Origin of the sequence: Flavobacterium sp. JAS, from assembly GCF_020991455.1 — a bacterium.
Classification (GTDB): Bacteria; Bacteroidota; Bacteroidia; order Flavobacteriales; family Flavobacteriaceae; genus Flavobacterium.
This window is the reverse complement of the sequence record NZ_JAJMOX010000013.1, coordinates 1-18,233: the sequence shown is the minus strand read 5'-3', so window position 1 is coordinate 18,233 and position 18,233 is coordinate 1. Positions and strand designations below refer to the sequence as shown.

Genomic DNA, 18,233 nt, shown 5'->3' with positions numbered 1-18,233 from the left:
GCGTTAAAAAAAGTGGAACGCCTTCTATGAGTTTACAAAATCTATGTTTCTATGTGTTTAAATATTCCTCAAAGAATTAATAATTTTCAACATAAAAAAATCCCATTTCAATTAAGAAATGGGATTTTTTAGTTTAGAATCAGAGCAAATTATAAACTTTAGTTTTTAACGAATTTAAAGCTCTGTACCGGATTTCCTTCTGTAGAAACTTTGATCATATAAATACCTCTAGCCAGCCCATTTACCGGAATTTCAGAAGTAATCATATCTTCGGCAATAATAGTCGTTTTCCAGATTTCTTTTCCCGCCGTATCATACATAGAAAGCCCAACCGGACCATTGATTGAATGATCAAATTTTATTCTAAACGTATTCGATGCCGGATTCGGGAAAATATAGTTGGTTGCGGAGGTTTTCAAAAAACCGGGCGCACTCAATGTCGACCCAAGAGAAATGGCAAACAATGCAGCATCTGCTTTTGGCAACTGAACACTTAATGTTCCTTGCGTTGTACTTGTTGTACCAGAATATAATTCTTTAACCGTATAATTTCCAGATCCTAAACCAAGGCGACTTAAACTAACATTATTAGTTACTGCTGCATCACTGTAATTAAAAACCGCAACATAAACAACATCATTATGCGTAGCCGAGAAAATATTAGCAGCATTGTAACCCGTATTACCATCCGCAGGACGAAATGCCATGTCGGCTCGGGCAACATTCATAACGTCATTATTTTGCAAAAGAGATTGTGCTTTCGCTTTCCACGCACCTGCAACAGAAAAATCATCACCACTTGTAATAGTTCCCGTAACAACACTGCTTAAAAGTCTCGCACGGTTTTCTCCCGCGGTAACACTGCCAAATACCACATGATCTGCATCCAGATAATCGTAAATCTGATTTTGCCACCAGCCATAAGTTGTACTGTTAAGTGTATAATCACTATCGCCAATGCTGCTGTAAGCGTCGCAGGCAATACGGCGCACGTGAACATAAGGTCCCGTTGCAATATTTGGCGAAATTGCAGCTTCAACTAACATGGTTCCATTAATTTCGTCAATTAAGTATTTCATCCCTTCCTGATAAGCCTCCATACCAGTATGCAATTGATAGTTCACAAAACTATCGGCTTCTATACTGGCGTGTGTTAAAAAGTCGACTTTTACCATTTCAAATCCGGCAGCTTTAAAACGATTAATGAAATAATGTATTCTTGCTTTAGTTCCCGGACTTGTAGGATCCATCGCATAAGCGCCGTCAAGCTCAAAAGGTGCTCCGTTAACTGTAGTCCAACATTGATTATAGTTGTAGGAACTGCCCTCGACCTGACGATTGTATTTTCCCCAATCGACAAACGGAGCCCAATAAATACCAGCTTTAAAACCTTTGCTTTTAGCATACGTAACAAATTGTGCCAGTTGTGCATCGCTCATATTATCCCAATACGAATCAAGGTCGATGAATAACGTGTTGTCTTCGGTTTTGAATGCCGGAGCATCGTCATGAAAAAAGTCTACAACCGTATTCACTTTAGTTAAGTTGATAGAAGTCTGCATAGCGCCCCAACTGTTCCAACCCATAGGCTTTGGAGCCGTCCAGTCAAAAATATATTTAGGTTGCAGCGTGGCATTTGCCTGAGCAAATTCTTCAAAACCAGATCTCCAGTCGTCATTAGCACTAATAATTACCTTTGGCGAAGGACAACTCGTTTGACCAACATTTACCCAACCGTGACCACGAGTATCTCTTGTAATTTCCTTTTTTGTCCATCCTGCAATAACCGAAACATAAGCAGATGTGGTTCCGCCGCCATTTACAGTAATCCCGGTTTTCCATTTTGTATGTTCTAAAGACCCTATAACCAAACCTTTTCGATTAGTATTGTTGTAAATATTAGTAACCTCAGACGCTGTAAAATCAGCAGAATTAAGTGGATAAGCATTGTAGCGAACCCAGGCATCATTATCGTAAGGCACAAATACAGCTCTGGTGTCTCCGCTGCCAAAGTTTGGTGTAACCTGATAACTGGTCAATGGCGACATTTTATAGCAATTAGAGCCATTTCCAGTAAGGACAACCTGAACGGCAAGATAATTTTTATTGGTATAGGTGTAGAAAATCTGTTGCATGCCCAGCGTATAATTTCCACTTAAAGTGAAAATATGCTTCGTACCGCTGCCAATATTATCTGTAAAGGATTCTGTCGTGTAAACCGCTGTTGCAAAATTACTGCTCACATATTGTTGATCACTAAAAGCATAAGCAGATGCATTTGTAACTACCGTTGCACCATTGAATTTTACGTTGTAAGTCTTATTGGTTAAATTGTAAACCACACTATTATTGGTTCCAAAATTCACTGTTTGCGTACTAGAGGCACCCATAGGAGTCAAAACAAATTTGTCCAGATTAGGCGCCCATGAACTCGTGTTATCCCAAAGTAGGGTAGTAGTGCCGCTGTTTAAATAAACACTTATGTTTTTTGAAGCCGCGGTACTCCAGCCACCGCTTGGCTCACACGGAATCGCTATGGATGTCGCCGAACCTGCCGTTAAACGAATCGTTCTTGGATCGCCTGTACAATAGAATAATTGCAAATTGTACCAGCCTGTAGCCGCTACAGTTACATTTACAGAAACACTGCTGTCGCCACCCAAATTACCCACTATTGTGCCGGAACAGGCATCACAGTTTTGTATGTTGGCGTTATTGGTACGTGTGCCATTTTCGAACTCATAAGTTTGAGCTGAACCCGATAGGGCAAATAATAATACTATGACGGTAAGAAATACTTTAACCGAAATTTTTTCCTTTGTAATTTTTTCTTGCATAATAATTTATTTTAAATAGTTAAGATGCAGTACTATACTATACTGTGCTACAATGATAATAAAAATAATAATATAATGTTAAAAAATAAACGATTTAATTATTTTATAAGGAGTTAATTACGGTTTATGTTTATTGTTTGCTGATGTTGTTAGAAAAAGTTTGTTTCTATTGGAATTAAAAAAAGGAATAAAATGGCCAGATAAACACACTTCAAACGATAGAATTAGCTTCTTTTTTTGTTAGAAAGTCATCTGTTAAATTTTTTCACTTTTCGATGGATTTTAAAATTAGTTATTTTTAATTTTTAATCATTTGATTAAATCTTGTGTTTAATTCTAGAATTAATTTATATCTTTGCCTCAGATTAAAAAAATTATGGCACCAAAAAGCAAAGACGCAAGCACCGAGGAAAAAATAAAAGAAGCAGCCCGCACTGTATTCACACAAAAAGGATATTCGGCTACGCGTACTCGTGATATTGCTGAAGAAGCAGGAATTAACCTCGCTTTATTAAACTATTACTTTAGAAGTAAAGAAAAACTTTTTGAGCTAGTAATGGTAGAGAAAGTAGCCAAATTGTTTGGAGTAATTGCACCAATTGTTAATAATCAAAATACTTCTCTAGACGAAAAAGTAACTTTGATTGCGGACGCTTATATTACAATGCTGACGCAAAATCCTGGATTGCCATTGTTTGTTTTAAGCGAAATACGAAACAATCCGGAGCATTTTGGTAATAAAATGCAAGCTGGAAAATTGTTGACAGAATCTTATTTTGTGAAGCAATTAGTAGAAAGAAGACCAGATATACATCCGTTGCATTTTATTATAAACGTTTTATCGATGTGTATTTTTCCGTTTATTGCAAAACCTGTTTTAGAGTCTACAGGAATTCTTTCAGCAAATCAATTAAGTGATTTTACAGAAGAAAGAAAGGTATTAATTGTAAAATGGTTTAAAGCTATGATTGATTCGTAGCTATTTTTTTGGACTTAATTTAATCAAATGATTAAAACGAAATATTAAATAAGTTGTGAGCGTAATTATTGTTAACACATAGAAACATAGCCTCTGTACGCTCAAAAAAGGCGTTTCACTTGCATTAACACACATAGCTATGTGTGAGAAACATGTTTCTTTTTATACTCTTTTTACAGATTCAAAATCTATGTTTCTATGTGTTAAATGAAATTTTAGTAATTACACCTAACGGGTTTAAATAATAAAAAAAAATGATTATGAAAAGGTTATTAGTTGTTGTACTGGTTGTTTTTCCTGTATTTCAGTTTTATGCACAGCAAGAACGCAAGATCTTAAAGCTTGATGACTGTTATGCATTGGCAGAAGAAAATTATCCGTTATCTAAAAAAAGAGATTTGATTGTCAAAAGCAGCGAATACACGATTGATAATATTGCAAAAGGATATTATCCAAAGTTTGACATTTTTGGTCAGGCGACGTATCAATCAGATGTTACAAAATTGCCCGTTCGGCTTCCGGGGCTTGAAGTGCCTATTTTAAAGAACGATCAATACCGCGCTTACGCGGAAGTAAATCAGCTTATTTATGACGGCGGTGCTTTGAAACAACAGAAAGAAATTGTCGAAAAGCAAACCAAAGTTTCGGAACAACAACTCAAAGTCGATTTGTATGCCGTAAAACAGCGTATTACCGAGCTTTATTTCGGAATCCTTGTTTTTGAAGAACAGCTTCGTCAGAATGATTTGCTTAAAAACGACATCAACATCGGAATGAAAACCGTCGAGGCACAACTTGCAAACGGTACAGCTTATAGAAGTAATCTAGATTTACTTAAAGCAGAATACCTCAAAGTTGATCAAATGGCAATTGGGATTCGCAATTACAAAAAATCATATTTAGACATGCTCGGGCTTTTCATTAACTCAGAATTGGCTTCGGACACACAACTGGAAACTCCCGCAAATGTTGTCAATTCAACAGAAATAAAACGTCCTGAACTGGAACTTTTTAGTTATCGAAATGAAAGTTTGGAACTCGGCAAAAAAACGATTGAAATTCAGAATTTACCCAAGTTTAATTTTTTCGTGCAAGGCGGTGTGGGAAATCCGGGATTGAATATGCTCGAAGAAGGCTGGAAAGGTTATTATATTGGAGGTGTTAAACTTAATTGGTCGTTAACCGGACTTTATACGGATAAAAAACAAAAGCAGATTATCGATATCAACAAGCAACAACTCGAAGTCGATAAAGAAGTTTTCCTTTTCAATACCAATCAATCTGTGAAACAGCAAAATGCCGAAATCACAAAACTGCAAGAATATCTTGTTTCGGACAATGAAATTATAACACTTAGAAATAATGTAAAAAAGGCAGCTTTGGCACAATTAGAAAACGGTGTCATTGATTCCAGTGATTATTTGCGCGAAGTAAACGAGGAAAATACGGCAACACAGAACAAAATAATCCATGAAACAGATTTGCTTCTGGCGCAATACAGACAAAAATTAATAACCGGTAATTAATTATAAAGATGAAAAGAATACTATTCATAACAATAGCAGCATTTGCAACATCATGTTCTGATAATAAGAATGAATTTGATGCCACGGGGACTTTTGAAGCCGTAGAAACGATTATTCCGGCAGAAGCAGGCGGAATAATCAAAGAATTAAAAGTCGAGGAAGGAAATGCCTTAAAAGAAGGTCAGGTTGTGGGTTATATCGATACGATCCAACTTTCGCTTAAGCGAGATCAATTATTGGCGCAAATTAAAGCAACACAAAGTAAAAAACCGGATATCAATTCGCAATTGGATGTTTACAGAGAAGAATTGCGTCAGGCGAAAATCGATCAGCAACGCATGCAAAATCTTGTAAAAGCTGATGCAGCAACCAGAAAACAACTTGATGATGCTACAACAAAAGTTGCTGTGATTCAAAAACAAATTACCGCTTTGCAAACTCAGCTGAATATTAGTACAACCGGAATCGATGATGAAACACAAACTTTGAAAGTGCAAATAAGCCAAATTAAAGACCAATTATCAAAATCGAAAATCGTAAACAAAACCAATGGAACGGTTTTGACAAAATATGCCGAAGCTGGCGAAATGGCAACGATTGGCAAGCCACTGTATAAAATCGCAGATTTATCGACTATAATTTTAAGGGTTTATATTACCGGAGATCAATTACCAACGGTTAAATTGAATGATAAAGTGAAGGTTTTTGTTGATGCCACAAACAAAACCTATAAAGAATATGAAGGTGTTGTAGAGTGGATTAGCGATAAGGCGGAGTTTACGCCAAAAACGATTCAGACAAAAGACGAACGTGCCAATTTGGTTTATGCCATGAAGGTTAGAGTCAAAAATGAGGGTTATCTTAAAATTGGAATGTATGGCGAAATAAAACTTTCGAAATAATGGAATCCGTTGTTGTAAAAAATATTGTCAAAACCTACGGGAAGGAAAAGAAAGTCGCCGTAAACGATGTTTCTTTCTCCGTAAATAAAGGCGAACTTTTTGGCTTAATTGGTCCTGACGGTGCTGGAAAAACCAGTATTTTCAGAATTCTGACGACACTTTTACTTGCAGATCAGGGTTCGGCTACAGTTGATGGTCTTGATGTGGTAAAAGATTTTAAAGCGATTCGGAACACAATTGGATATATGCCCGGAAAATTCTCGTTATATCAGGATTTGACTGTCGAAGAAAACCTGAATTTTTTCGCCACTTTATTCGGAACCACGATTGAGGAAAATTATGATTTGATAAAAGATATTTACATTCAGATTGAACCTTTTAAAACCCGAAGAGCAGGAAAACTATCAGGCGGAATGAAACAAAAGCTGGCACTGTGCTGTGCGTTGATTCACAAACCTAATGTTTTGTTTTTGGACGAACCAACGACCGGAGTTGATCCCGTTTCAAGAAAGGAATTTTGGGAAATGCTCAAGAAACTAAAACAGCAGGATATTACCATTATCGTATCAACGCCTTATATGGACGAAGCCAATCTTTGCGATAGAATTGCCTTGATACAAGACGGAAAAATATTATCGATAGATACTCCCAAAAATATAATCAGTAATTATCCAGATGTGCTTTTTGCGGTAAAAGCTTCCGAAATGTATCCGCTTCTAAAAGCTTTGGCATTATATCCCAACCGACTTTCGAGTTATGCTTTTGGAGAATTTGCTCATTTTTCTTTCAAAGGAAATCCTGATAAAGGAGATTTAAAGCAGTTTTTAGAAAGTAAAGGAATTAAAAATATCGAGATAAAAGAATCTGAAGTAACGATTGAAGACAGCTTTATTAAGCTCTTGAGTTAAAGATTAGGGAGGTCATGACATTTGTCAAAGTTTTGAACTTTGACAAAGATGTTGTAGTTTATACTTAAAGTGAGTCAGCGCATTTTTGTCATCCCGAGGAACGAGGGATCTCCGCGAGTAGCTCGACAAAGATTAAGACTTTTGATTGCGGAGTTTCTTGCGAGGATTTACTTCGTCTGTTCGCTATCGCTCGAGTCTCCTCCGTCGAAATGACAAGATTGAGAAAGGTTTGTATTAATAGTAGCTTACCAAAACGGTTTAAAATCAACAATTATGAATGAAAAAGTAATTTCATGCAATGCATTAACCAAACGATTTGGAAATTTTACAGCCGTAGATTCCATCACTTTTGACGTGCAAAAAGGCGAAATTTTTGGTTTTCTTGGAGCAAATGGAGCGGGAAAAACGACCGCAATGCGAATGCTGTGTGGATTATCGATTCCAACATCGGGAGAAGCTACAATTGCTGGATTTAATGTGTATAAAGAAACAGAGAAAATAAAGAAGAGTATTGGTTATATGAGTCAGAAATTCTCTTTGTATGATGATTTGACGGTGCAGGAAAACATTACATTTTTTGCTGGAATTTATGGACTTTCGGATAAAGCGATTAAAGAAAATAGCGCTTCACTTTTAAAACAATTAGGCATGGAAGATCAGGCGAATAAAAGAGTAGGTTCACTTCCATTAGGATGGAAACAAAAACTGGCATTTTCGACTGCGATAATTCACAAACCGGAAATTGTATTTCTTGATGAACCAACGGGAGGTGTTGATCCTGTTACTCGTAGGCAATTTTGGGATTTAATTTATGAAGCTTCAGGAAACGGAATTACCATTTTTGTAACGACACATTATATGGATGAAGCGGAGTATTGCAACAGAGTTTCAATAATGGTCGATGGCAGGGTAGAAGCACTGGATACGCCAACTAATCTAAAAAAACAATTTGACTCTGCCACAATGGACGAGGTCTTTTATCATTTAGCAAGAGAAGCAAAACGCGGAGAATAATTAGAGATATGAAACAGTTTTTGACATTTGTAAGGAAAGAGTTTTTGCACGTACTGCGCGACAAGAAAACACTATTTATTCTGTTTGGGATGCCAATTGTGCAAATCCTGATTTTTGGTTTTGCCTTGACAAACGAAGTAAAAAATTCGGAAATCGTGGTTGTCGATTATGCTAAAGATATGGCTTCGCAGGAAATCATTACTAAAATCGAAGCGAGCCGTTATTTTGAAATTACGAAAAGCCTTGCCGGAAGTGCAGCACTCGAAGCGGCTTTTAGAACTGGAGAAATAAAAATGGCAATTGTATTTCCGGAAGGATTTAACAATCAGTTATTACATCAGAACAAAGCGCAGATTCAGGTTATTGCAGATGCATCAGACCCTAATAATGCGACAACATTAACCAATTATCTATCATCGATAATAGGCGATTATCAGGCGCAAATGAAGGAAAATAATCCAGTTCCGTATCAAATTAAACCAGAAGTAAAAATGTTGTATAATCCGCAGTTAAAAGGTGCTCCAAATTTTGTTCCCGGAGTTATGGCTTTGGTATTAATGCTGGTTTGTGTCATGATGACGGCAATTTCTATCGTGAAAGAAAAAGAAACCGGAACAATGGAAATTCTTTTGGTTTCGCCTTTTAAACCTCTTATGGTAATACTCTCAAAAGCAGTTCCGTATTTGTTGCTTTCGATGGTAAATGTGATTTCTATTTTAGCATTGAGCGTTTTTGTGCTTGATCTTCCTATTGTGGGGAATATTTTGTTGCTTTTTGCCGAAAGCACTTTGTTTATCATAACCTGTTTAACGTTAGGAATATTTATTTCGGTAAAAACAGATTCGATGCAAACTGCCATGTTGATTTCTTTATTAGGAATGCTTTTGCCGACATTGCTTTTTAGCGGTTTTATGTTCCCGATAGAGAATATGCCGGTTCCTTTGCAATGGTTTTCGAATATAGTGCCTTCAAAATGGTATTACATCATTGTAAAAGGAATTATGATCAAGGGATTAGGATTTTCGTATGTGTGGAAAGAAACTCTGATTCTCTTTGGGATTACGCTTTTCTTATTGATAATTAGCCTTAAAAGCTTTAAAATACGTTTGTAATGAGAATTATAAAATTTTTGCTCATCAAAGAATTCAAACAAATATTCCGCAATCGCGCTATATTGGCGGTGATAATGGTAATGCCTGTTATACAGCTTATTATTTTACCACTTGCTGCGAATTATGAAATTAAAAACATCAATCTGGCAGTTGTAGACAATGACCGATCTGATTATTCGAGAGATTTGATTAATAAAGTTGTGGCTTCGGGATATTTTAAACTTCGCAGTTACAACGACTCTTATAAACAAGCTTTTACTCAGGTTGAAGAAGATCGCGCCGATTTAATTCTGGAAATTCCACACGGTTTTGAGCAGGATTTAATGCGCGAGAATCACCAACAGCTTTTTATTGGCGTAAATGCCATAAACGGAACGAAAGCAGGTTTGGGTGCCGGATATATTTCTGATATTATACGAGATTATAACAATGAATTGAGAGTGAAGAATAATCCGAAAGGCAGTTTTAATCCAATGCCGCAAATAGAAATTGCTTCTTCAAACTGGTACAATCCGCATATGAATTATAGATTGTATATGGTTCCGGGAATCTTGGCGATTTTGGTTACCCTTGTGGGCGGATTCCTTTCGGCTTTGAATATTGTAAAAGAAAAAGAAGCCGGAACAATTGAGCAAATCAATGTTTCTCCGGTCAAAAAATATCATTTTATATTAGGGAAATTGATTCCGTTCTGGATTCTGGGCAATGTTGTATTTACCCTGGGATTATTGGTTGGATGGTTATTTTATGGCATAATTCCGTTAGGAAATTTATTGGTTTTATATGCCTTTGTTTGCGTTTATTTATTGGCAATTTTAGGCTTTGGTTTATTGATATCAACCATTTGCGAAACGCAGCAACAAGCAATGTTAATCATGTTTTTCTTTGTGATGATCTTTGTTTTAATGGGTGGTTTGTTTACACCAATTGACAGCATGCCGGATTGGGCAAAAAAGGTTTCGAAATTTAATCCGATAAGCTATTTTATAGATGTGATGCGAATGGTTATCATAAAAGGAAGCGGTTTTAGGGATATTTCAAAACATATTCTGATAATAATGGGTTTTGCAATTGTGTTGAATTTTGCTGCCATTCTTAATTATCGAAAAACGTCTTAATATAAAAAGAGTTAAAAGTAAAAAATCCCATTTCATGAAAATGGGATTTTTTGTTTTTTGCATTCAATTAGAAAATTGCAGTTTTTATTCTTTATACAATATAATAGTTGCTTTATAACCAGTACCAACATTCCATTGGCTGGCTTCGATTACAGTACCTTTATCATCATAAACCTGAAATTCGGCTGTATTTGGTGATGCAGAACCTTCATTTAAAGCTTCAAAGTCAATTTTATTAATTCCTTTTACTAAGTTTATTTTGAATCCTTGAAAATCACCATTTAACCTTACTTCCTTTTCAATCACTTTATCATTCAAATAAACTCTAATCTTGTCGCCATCTACAAAAGCGGCATCACGATAACGAATAGTAGAAACAGTTGTATTGGTTACAAAACCTCCTAAATATTCATTTCTTCTGTAAAAAACGCCTTCAACATTGGCTTCTCGTTTATACAGAATATTATTTTTATACAGATCATCCGGATTAATTTTTAAAACGGTTGGGTCTTTTACTGGCGGTGTATCTACGGTTGGTGGCGTTTCTGTTGGTGGTAGAATTTCTTTAACCTCAGAATTGGTAGACGGAATTGGTTTGTATTTACCATTCACTTCTTTTTGCGCATATCCTTGTAGAGAAACCCCGGTTATTATAATTATAAACAATATTTTTTTCATACTTCTTAAATTAATTTAAAGCATTAAAAACTGATTAATGCCTACTTAGATAACATTCGTTGATGGAGATTTATTGCCTTTGGTAGAAATTAATTATCAAAATAGAGAGGCTTTTGTTTCTGGAAATTTCATTTAGTCTTAGAATTTAAAACTAGTAAAATTTTGAATATTAATAATTTATGTTGAGATATCATTATCATTTGTGAAGTTATAGCGAAATATGGCAATTGCAAGAAAAGTTTTTTGATACAAATAACAGGTTTTCCAAGGTATTTTGATCATGGCATATATGTTGGCTAAAATAATTATGGAATACTAGTGCAGGAGCAGAGAGAACATTATGGTATGGATCTCCATAAATGGCGGGCATTTTCTGAAATTGCAAATCAAGATTATAAAATTTATTTATAAGACTACAAAATTATCAATTTGATTAATGAAGATAGTCGCCATACATTTGTCCTATCAAATCAGAACAATTATTTGAAAATCAAAAATTTATAACATTAAAAACTTTAGTCATGAAATTTACAAGAAACGCAAACGCAAACTGGAAAGGTACAGGAATGGAAGGAAAAGGAACCATTACTACACAAAGTACAACATTAAACAATGCTCAACTGTCTTTTAAAACTCGTTTTGCAGAAGGAGTAGGAACTAACCCTGAAGAATTGATCGCTGCGGCACATGCAGGATGTTTTACCATGCAATTGAGCTTTTTATTATCAGAAGCCGGTTTTGTACCGGAAGACCTTAATACAACTGCCAAAGTAACTTTTGAAGATGGTACAATTACTTTAATTACTCTTGAACTTACAGGATCTGTTCCTGGAATTTCAACAGAAGATTTTGAAAAAACTGCTCAAAAAGCAAAAGAAATTTGCCCAATTTCAAAATTGCTTAATACAGAAATAGCTTTAAAAATAACTCTACTATCTTGATAATTAATATTTTAATAAAATTCAATAACTTTAATAAATCAAATCAATAACATCTTAAAAAATAAAAAAATGGGAACAGCAATTTTAAAAAGACAATTGAATCGTTTATTCATGTCTGCAGCATTAATTATGAGTATTTTATTTGCTACAAATGCAAATGCGCAAGCGCCGGCAACAAAGGTTAAAAATGTGGTTTTGGTACACGGAGCTTTCGCTGATGGTTCTGGATGGAGAAATTTATATGATGTCCTTTCAAAAAAAGGATATAAAGTAACAATTGTTCAAAACCCTTTAAGCTCTCTTGAAGATGATGTAGCAGCAACAAAAGTAGTACTTGACAATCAGGATGGACCAACAATTTTGGTAGGACACTCTTGGGGAGGAACTGTAATTACTGAAGCCGGAAATCATCCAAAAGTTGTTGGATTGGTTTATGTAGCGGCTTTCCAGCCAGATAATGGAGAAACAACTGTACAATGGTTGCAAACTGCACCTCCGGCTCCTGAAAATGGTGTTTTACCTCCTAACGATAAAGGAATTGTTTATTATGATCAAGCTAAATTTCATGCAGGATTTTGTGCTGATGTAAGCAAAGAATTAGCTGCTTTTATGTATGCCTCACAAGGTGCATTTTATGCTAAAGGATTTGGAACGCCTGTAACAAAAGCGGCTTGGAGAGATAAACCTGCTTATGCTGTTCTTGCAACACAAGATAAAAGTATTGATCCTTCTATTCAACATGCAATGTACAAACGTTCTAAAACTAAAGTTACAGAAGTAAAAGGAAGCCACTGTGTTTTTATCTCTCAACCAGAGGCAGTTGCTAATGTAATTATTGGTGCAGCCAAAGATTTAAGCGCAAAATAATACAAACATCTTATTCATAAAAAAGCCGAAATACTGAAAAGTGTTTCGGCTTTTTTTTTATGTTTTATACAATGCGTAGTTTAAATGTGCCGTTAGGCACTAAAGGTCGGTAGCTAAATGAGATTAGGGATTTTGCAGGCGTGCCGTAGGTACGCCATGAAACGTTCCCATTGCATACCTACGGCATGCTAATTTTATTACAATTTATATTTTCTACCGACCTTTAGTGCCTAACGGCACAAAATATATGCTTATAGCATCATTTAGTTTTTATAAAATCTATCTTGTTGTGGCTTTGATAAAATATGGCGAATCGTTCCATTTTATTTTTCGGTAGGCAAAATTTTGCTGCAAGGATTCCGGAAGGCAATTCCAGATTGCTTCGTTCATTTTTTCGAGTAATAGTTTTTTCGAAAAAGTATCAGATACTACAAGACTGATTTCGCGTACCGGTTTTGGTTCTTTAAAATGTTTAAAAAGACCTGTTTCGACTTCGTTAATCATCGAAAGTTGTGGTATAATGGCAAATCCTAATTGTGCTCTTACCAGATTTTTTAAGGTTTCAATAGAGCTGATATCGTAACTGAACTGATCTTTAATTTTTCCCGGATTTTTAATGTCGCAAATATCCAGTAGTTGTGCATTGTAGCAATACTCATGATGCAGTAAAAGCAATTCGGTTTTGTCTGAAGGCTGTAACTCGTAGTGAGATTCGGCAGCCATGGGATGCACCGTATTTAAATAAGCAACAAAAGGTTCTTTGAAAACCGGATGTTCAATCAAATTTGGGTTTCCGGTAGGTGTCGCCATAATTGCCACATCAATTGCGCCTGTCATCACATCATTCATAAGCTGACCCGTATTGGCTTCTTTGATAATGAATTGCATTTTTGGCGTTGCTATTTTCATTGCCTTTATAAAAAGCGGAATCAGATAAGGCGATAATGTTGAGATTATTCCAATTTTGACTTCTCCTTCGAGTTTGTTTTTTTCGTTAACCACAAAATCCCGAATTTCATCGGCTTCACGGAGAATTTTTTTAGCCCTATTTATAATTTCAATTCCAAGCAGAGTAGGAGTTAAGGGTACTTTGTTTCGATCGAAAATTTTGATTCCAATTTCTTCTTCAAGATTTTTTAGCTGAATCGTTAGTCCGGGTTGAGTTACCATACAAACTTCTGCCGCTCGTGCAAAATGGCGTTCTTCGTCTAAGGCTACAATATATTTTAGTTGCTGAATGGTCATTGTTATAAAATATTTTTATAAAGATAGAGAATTATAGATTTACAATATAAGATGCTTTAAAACTAAAGCTGTTTATTTATATTTTTGCAGTATAAAACATTAGTTATTACATAAAGAAATGGATAAGAAGAAACACTGGGAAAATATTTATCAAACTAAAGCACTTACAGAAGTTAGTTGGTATCAACCAATTCCTCAAACGTCACTTGATTTATTGCAGCAATATGCTATTCCGTTGGATGCTGCTATTATTGATATTGGCGGAGGAGATAGTTTTTTTGTCGATCATTTACTGCAATTGGGATATAATAATATTACTGTTTTGGACATTTCTGAAGAAGCGATTATTAAAGCCAAAAAGCGTTTATTGAACGATTCAGAAAAGGTAAATTGGATTGTTAGTGATATTACAGATTTTAAACCCACTACTAAATATGATTTTTGGTATGATCGTGCGGCTTTTCATTTTCTAACGGAGGAGAAGGATATCGTATCTTATTTGCAAGCTGCTAAAGACGGAATCAGTAAAAATGGCATTTTAGTAATAGGAACTTTCTCAGAAACCGGACCTTTAAAATGTAGCGGTATACCAATAAAACAATATTCAGAAAGTGCTTTGAAAGCAAAATTTACCCCAGATTTTGAGTTATTAGATTCTTTTACCGTTGATCATAAAACTCCTTTCGATACTGTTCAGAATTTTACATTTGGAGTTTTTAAAAAATAATTTACTGACTATTCTTCAACGCATCTAATAATTCTACCATATCAACTATGGCATAGGTAGAGGAGTAGTCAGATACGGCGTAGGGTAAAATTAAACTATTGTTGTGGATAATAGCACCGCAGGAATAAACAACATTTGGGACATAACCTTCTCGCTCATCTTCCAGTGGGGAAAGCAGTGGTTCTTGCAGTCTTCCAATTTCTTTAGTTGGATTATCGAGGTCAAACAAGGATGCGCCAATGCAATAGCGTCTCATTGTACCAACGCCGTGGGTAATAACCAACCAGCCTTCTTCAGTCCAAAGTGGTGATCCACAATTTCCTATTTGTGTAAATTCCCAGGTATAACGCGGTTCCTGAAGGAGCACAGGATTATTCCATTGTGTAACTCTGTCAGAATACATGATATAATTGTTGACACCATCGATTCTGGCAAGCATGGCAAATTTTCCGTTGATTTTTTTGGGGAATAATGCCAGATTTTTATTTTGAGCACCAATACCATGCAAAGGCATTACTCTAAAGGAGTAAAAATCCTCGGTGGAAATAAGCTTTGGTAATATAGCGTGACCGTTATAAGCTGTATAAGTAGCCATAACGCGAGTAGAACCATCGTCGTCGACAAAACGGACAAAACGAGCATCTTCGATTCCGCGGCTTTCAGAATCTGATATCGGAAATATAACGCGCTCGGTAATATCAGAATCATGTTTGAATTCTAAATCGTAAAATGATTTGGCCAGCCACATTATTTCATTTAGAGCAATTTTTCTTTCTTCGCGAATTGATGGGTCGCTTAAGGCTATTGTAATTATATTTTTTAGAACAGCATACTCAAAATCGTCAGGCAGCTCTTGCATAATTTGTGTGATGTATTTGTCCTGCGTATGCATTTCAGACAATTTCAGTAAAAATCGTTCTTTATTGAAAGTAGATTTATGATTAATCTCGGCCTTATCAATATTATGGCCAATTTTCATGACTTGCAGGTTATTATTCCTGTCGAGAATTCCTCTTCTAAAAACAATTGATGAAATATGGCCTTCACCAGTTGCTCTAAAAGAAATAATAACACGTTTTTCACCTGCTTCGAGCCCTGATTGATCAAGATCCTCAATAATAGATGGATTAAAAATAGCTGCCGATTCTATGGCGTATTCCATAGTACAATAAGAACCTATAAGCATTTTTCTGTCCAGAGACATTGCTTCATAATCAATTTGCAATGCTTCTATCAGACTTCTTATTCGTTCGCAATGTTGAAAAAATATGGACGAAATATTTCGATGACGTCTGGCAAATTCACGAAGTGTCTGTTCTAGAGTTTCCAGCACTTGCTTTTCATCCAGCATCATTATGCGTAGTACCATTTGTTGGGTTCGGTCATCGCCATTCATAAAATATCGGGCAACAACTCTTTTGGAATCAGGGGTAAATATTATATTTTTTCGGATGACTGATACTCGCATAATAAATCCTTTTTTTAATGTTAGAATATTTACTTCAGGTATACTACGATATAATTTATTTTAGGAAAATGTAGAAATGGAACTATTAAAAAAAATAATTCAAAGATGTGTAGCGTACCTAATTATTAACAAGTTAGTGATTTTGCGAAAGATAAAAAAACTTATTTAAAATTTTCGTAGAAGTTCTATTCTGCAGTGTCTGTTTGATGTTTGAAATGGAAATGTAAAGAAGTGCAGTTTTTTATGACCAGGAACTAGTCAATTTCACAACGCATTGCGGTCATTATTTTATTGAAACCTGCTTTTTCATAGGCTCTAATAGCAGCTTCATTATATGAGTAAACTTCCAGTCGAACCTCAGTAATTCCTTTTGATAAGATCCATTTTTTAAGATCGTTTAATAATAAGTTGTTAATGCCTCTTCCTCTAAATTCTGGTTTTACATACATAAAGCCAAGATATCCAAAAAGTTCGTGATGTTGATATGCTTTAGCCGATCTAATTTGGGCGTAGCCACATCCTATAATTTCATTATTATCTTCGATGACCAAAATTTCTGTATCCTTATCTAGTATAAGTTCTTGAATATCATAATAAAAGATTTTTCCATCTTTTAAGGTGGGATCAAAAGGACGTTCTGCCTCAACCAAAAATTGCAGGAATTCATTAAGCTGCGGTAAATCTGTACTTGTAGCTGGTCTGGTGGTGATGTTTTGATTAATTGTATCCATATCTCAAATATATTTAAAATAATCAAAAACTACAATAAAAACAGTTTTAAGGTTTGACAATATTTCAGTGTACAAGTTTATGGTATAATACAGGAGAAGTATTCGGGCTGCAGTAAAAAAACGTAAATCATTTTATGATATGATAGGAAAAAATGTAACTTTGGAAACCAAATCAAAAACAAAACCTATGAAAATTACCGGATCTTTTAAATACTTCTTCGTTACTATTTTGTTTACATTATTTGTTACAAGCTGTAGTGTTCATACTGTTCATACAGGTCATAATTCATCTTCAAACTCTGGAAAAATTCCTCCGGGGCAGGCAAAAAAGATGAATGGAAGTAAGAGTGCCAAAGCTTATGCACCGGGGCAACAGAAGAAATAGTTAGTTTTAAAAACTCATTATTAAATAAAAATATAAAACCTGTTCAAGTAAATGAACAGGTTTTTTTATACAATTTTATTTAAAACTTCTTGTGTTAGTATTTATATAAAAAGAGGATTTACGAAAACCCCTTTTTAGCATTATAGTTTAATGTTTTCCGTTTCCGTGGCCTTTTCCATTTCCATTATTTCCTTTCCCGTTTCCATTGCCATTTCCGTTTCCATTGTTTCCACTATAATTTTTGTTGTTGCCTTTACCTGGTTTTTGACCAATAGTTTTTTGTGGTTTTCCTTTGTAACCTTTACCATATTTTACTTTGTGAACTTTATAATTGTCATAAGGTCTGTCTCCTCTGTAATCGGTAAGGACAACTTTATATTCGTTATATAAGTCATAATTTCTATAATGACTTGGTAAACTTCTGGCTCTTAACCATCTTCCATTGCTGATATAGAGGTAACTTGATGCATTAATATCATAATACATTTCTAAATCAGGCAAATAATAATAACGTACATCGGTATAACCTACAGGCCCCCAAGCTGGTGGAGTTCCGATATTGACATTGACCGATACCTGTGCATGCGAAGAGCTCACAGCAAAAAATAATATTGCTATAAATAATTGTTTTACTAATTTCATGATTTCAATTTTTTATAAAATTAAATTAATTACATACAGTATAGACAAAAATCGAACCTAAAATTGTTTTTTCACAAAAATTTATCATAATGCCGAAATAAGAAACTCACTTCTTCTGTTCATTTGGTGTTCTTCTTCGCTACAAGGCACGTT

At 35.1% G+C, this 18,233-nt stretch carries 17 protein-coding genes; 11 read left to right on the top strand and 6 right to left on the bottom strand.

What is annotated here, in order from left to right; all coding sequences use genetic code 11:
* Positions 1 to 158 precede the first annotated feature (158 nt).
* Positions 159 to 2,837, bottom strand: coding sequence for a T9SS type A sorting domain-containing protein (locus LPB88_RS19165; protein WP_230717286.1), 2,679 nt, complete (start codon positions 2,835 to 2,837; stop codon positions 159 to 161).
* 376 nt (positions 2,838 to 3,213) lie between these two features.
* Here LPB88_RS19165 and LPB88_RS19160 point away from each other — a divergent pair, with 376 nt between their 5' ends.
* The 7 genes from LPB88_RS19160 to LPB88_RS19130 all read left to right on the top strand — a co-directional run bounded on the left by LPB88_RS19160 (position 3,214) and on the right by LPB88_RS19130 (position 10,396).
* Positions 3,214 to 3,816, top strand: a complete 603-nt coding sequence (locus LPB88_RS19160; protein WP_230717285.1) for a TetR/AcrR family transcriptional regulator — start codon at positions 3,214 to 3,216, stop codon at positions 3,814 to 3,816.
* Between the two features lie 260 nt (positions 3,817 to 4,076).
* The gene (locus tag LPB88_RS19155; protein WP_230717284.1) at positions 4,077 to 5,342 is read left to right on the top strand and encodes a TolC family protein; all 1,266 of its coding nucleotides are present in this window, start codon (positions 4,077 to 4,079) and stop codon (positions 5,340 to 5,342) included.
* 8 nt (positions 5,343 to 5,350) lie between these two features.
* Positions 5,351 to 6,244: an HlyD family secretion protein gene (locus LPB88_RS19150; protein WP_230717283.1), complete on the top strand. Its 894-nt coding sequence runs from the start codon at positions 5,351 to 5,353 to the stop codon at positions 6,242 to 6,244.
* Positions 6,244 to 7,152, top strand: coding sequence for an ABC transporter ATP-binding protein (locus LPB88_RS19145; protein WP_230717282.1), 909 nt, complete (start codon positions 6,244 to 6,246; stop codon positions 7,150 to 7,152). The genes LPB88_RS19150 and LPB88_RS19145 overlap by 1 nt, the downstream gene beginning before the upstream one ends.
* 273 nt (positions 7,153 to 7,425) lie before the next feature.
* Positions 7,426 to 8,166: an ABC transporter ATP-binding protein gene (locus LPB88_RS19140; protein WP_230717281.1), complete on the top strand. Its 741-nt coding sequence runs from the start codon at positions 7,426 to 7,428 to the stop codon at positions 8,164 to 8,166.
* 8 nt (positions 8,167 to 8,174) lie between these two features.
* Positions 8,175 to 9,278 carry an ABC transporter permease gene (locus tag LPB88_RS19135; protein WP_230717280.1) on the top strand — a complete coding sequence of 368 codons (1,104 nt, stop codon included), beginning with the start codon at positions 8,175 to 8,177 and terminating at the stop codon, positions 9,276 to 9,278.
* Positions 9,278 to 10,396 carry an ABC transporter permease gene (locus LPB88_RS19130; RefSeq protein ID WP_230717279.1) on the top strand — a complete coding sequence of 373 codons (1,119 nt, stop codon included), beginning with the start codon at positions 9,278 to 9,280 and terminating at the stop codon, positions 10,394 to 10,396. Before LPB88_RS19135 ends, LPB88_RS19130 begins: the two co-directional genes overlap by 1 nt.
* Positions 10,397 to 10,480: 84 nt before the next feature.
* On the opposite strand, the gene LPB88_RS19125 is transcribed toward LPB88_RS19130, so the two are convergent.
* Positions 10,481 to 11,074 carry a hypothetical protein gene (locus tag LPB88_RS19125; RefSeq protein ID WP_230717278.1) on the bottom strand — a complete coding sequence of 198 codons (594 nt, stop codon included), beginning with the start codon at positions 11,072 to 11,074 and terminating at the stop codon, positions 10,481 to 10,483.
* 521 nt (positions 11,075 to 11,595) lie between these two features.
* On the opposite strand from LPB88_RS19125, the gene LPB88_RS19120 reads away from it, so the two are divergent.
* Together LPB88_RS19120 and LPB88_RS19115 are read left to right on the top strand one after the other, a co-directional pair.
* The gene (locus LPB88_RS19120) at positions 11,596 to 12,015 is read left to right on the top strand and encodes an OsmC family protein (RefSeq protein WP_230717277.1); all 420 of its coding nucleotides are present in this window, start codon (positions 11,596 to 11,598) and stop codon (positions 12,013 to 12,015) included.
* A 69-nt stretch (positions 12,016 to 12,084) separates the two neighbouring features.
* Positions 12,085 to 12,882 (top strand): alpha/beta hydrolase, encoded by a 798-nt coding sequence (locus LPB88_RS19115; RefSeq protein WP_230717276.1) that lies wholly within the window; start codon positions 12,085 to 12,087, stop codon positions 12,880 to 12,882.
* Positions 12,883 to 13,161: 279 nt separating this feature from the next.
* Here LPB88_RS19115 and LPB88_RS19110 read toward each other — a convergent pair whose 3' ends face one another.
* Positions 13,162 to 14,127, bottom strand: coding sequence for a hydrogen peroxide-inducible genes activator (locus LPB88_RS19110; protein WP_230717275.1), 966 nt, complete (start codon positions 14,125 to 14,127; stop codon positions 13,162 to 13,164).
* A gap of 118 nt (positions 14,128 to 14,245) precedes the next feature.
* Here LPB88_RS19110 and LPB88_RS19105 point away from each other — a divergent pair, with 118 nt between their 5' ends.
* Positions 14,246 to 14,854 carry a trans-aconitate 2-methyltransferase gene (locus tag LPB88_RS19105; protein WP_230717274.1) on the top strand — a complete coding sequence of 203 codons (609 nt, stop codon included), beginning with the start codon at positions 14,246 to 14,248 and terminating at the stop codon, positions 14,852 to 14,854.
* Between the two features lies 1 nt (position 14,855).
* Here the strand turns inward: LPB88_RS19105 and LPB88_RS19100 are convergent, their stop codons facing one another.
* Together LPB88_RS19100 and LPB88_RS19095 are read right to left on the bottom strand one after the other, a co-directional pair.
* Positions 14,856 to 16,322, bottom strand: a complete 1,467-nt coding sequence (locus LPB88_RS19100) for a glycoside hydrolase family 130 protein (protein WP_230717273.1) — start codon at positions 16,320 to 16,322, stop codon at positions 14,856 to 14,858.
* A gap of 254 nt (positions 16,323 to 16,576) precedes the next feature.
* A complete protein-coding gene (locus tag LPB88_RS19095; protein WP_230717272.1) occupies positions 16,577 to 17,053 on the bottom strand; it encodes a GNAT family N-acetyltransferase in 477 nt (158 codons plus the stop codon).
* A gap of 139 nt (positions 17,054 to 17,192) precedes the next feature.
* Here LPB88_RS19095 and LPB88_RS19090 point away from each other — a divergent pair, with 139 nt between their 5' ends.
* Positions 17,193 to 17,438, top strand: a complete 246-nt coding sequence (locus LPB88_RS19090) for a hypothetical protein (RefSeq protein ID WP_370635878.1) — start codon at positions 17,193 to 17,195, stop codon at positions 17,436 to 17,438.
* A gap of 147 nt (positions 17,439 to 17,585) precedes the next feature.
* Here the strand turns inward: LPB88_RS19090 and LPB88_RS19085 are convergent, their stop codons facing one another.
* On the bottom strand, positions 17,586 to 18,080 hold the full coding sequence (locus LPB88_RS19085) for a hypothetical protein (RefSeq protein WP_230717271.1): 495 nt from the start codon (positions 18,078 to 18,080) through the stop codon (positions 17,586 to 17,588).
* Positions 18,081 to 18,233 lie beyond the last annotated feature (153 nt).